Origin of the sequence: Mesorhizobium sp. M8A.F.Ca.ET.181.01.1.1, assembly GCF_004792025.1 — a bacterium.
Classification (GTDB): domain Bacteria; phylum Pseudomonadota; class Alphaproteobacteria; order Rhizobiales; family Rhizobiaceae; genus Mesorhizobium.
Genome location: NZ_SRTV01000191.1, coordinates 1 through 314, shown reverse-complemented (window position 1 = coordinate 314; position 314 = coordinate 1). Strand labels below are relative to the sequence as shown.

1 pseudogene is annotated in these 314 nt (G+C 60.2%); it reads left to right on the top strand.

Features of this window, described 5'->3' with window-relative positions:
• Positions 1-248: pseudogene (locus EN824_RS34195) on the top strand (ABC transporter ATP-binding protein); the annotation flags it as partial.
• Between the last annotated feature and the right edge of the window lie 66 nt (positions 249-314).

Below are 314 nucleotides of genomic sequence, written 5' to 3'. Positions count from 1 at the left end.
GCCTGACCTATCTGATGATCTCGCACGACCTGTCGCTGATGCGCAATTTCTGTTCGCGCATCGCCATCATGCTGCGCGGCGAGATTGTCGAAGAGGGCGTGACGTCGGCGGTCTTCGCCGAACCGGCCCATCCCTACACCCGCGCCCTGATCGCGGCCATCCCCGTCGTCACCGACGAGGAAGAACGTCTCAAACCCACGGTGACTGAGGAGGAGCGCATGCGCTTCCTCGTTAAATCGACCGATTGATGAAAGAGGAGCCTGACGTGTATCGCGTTGGAATTGACGTCGGCGGCACGAATACCGATGCCGTTG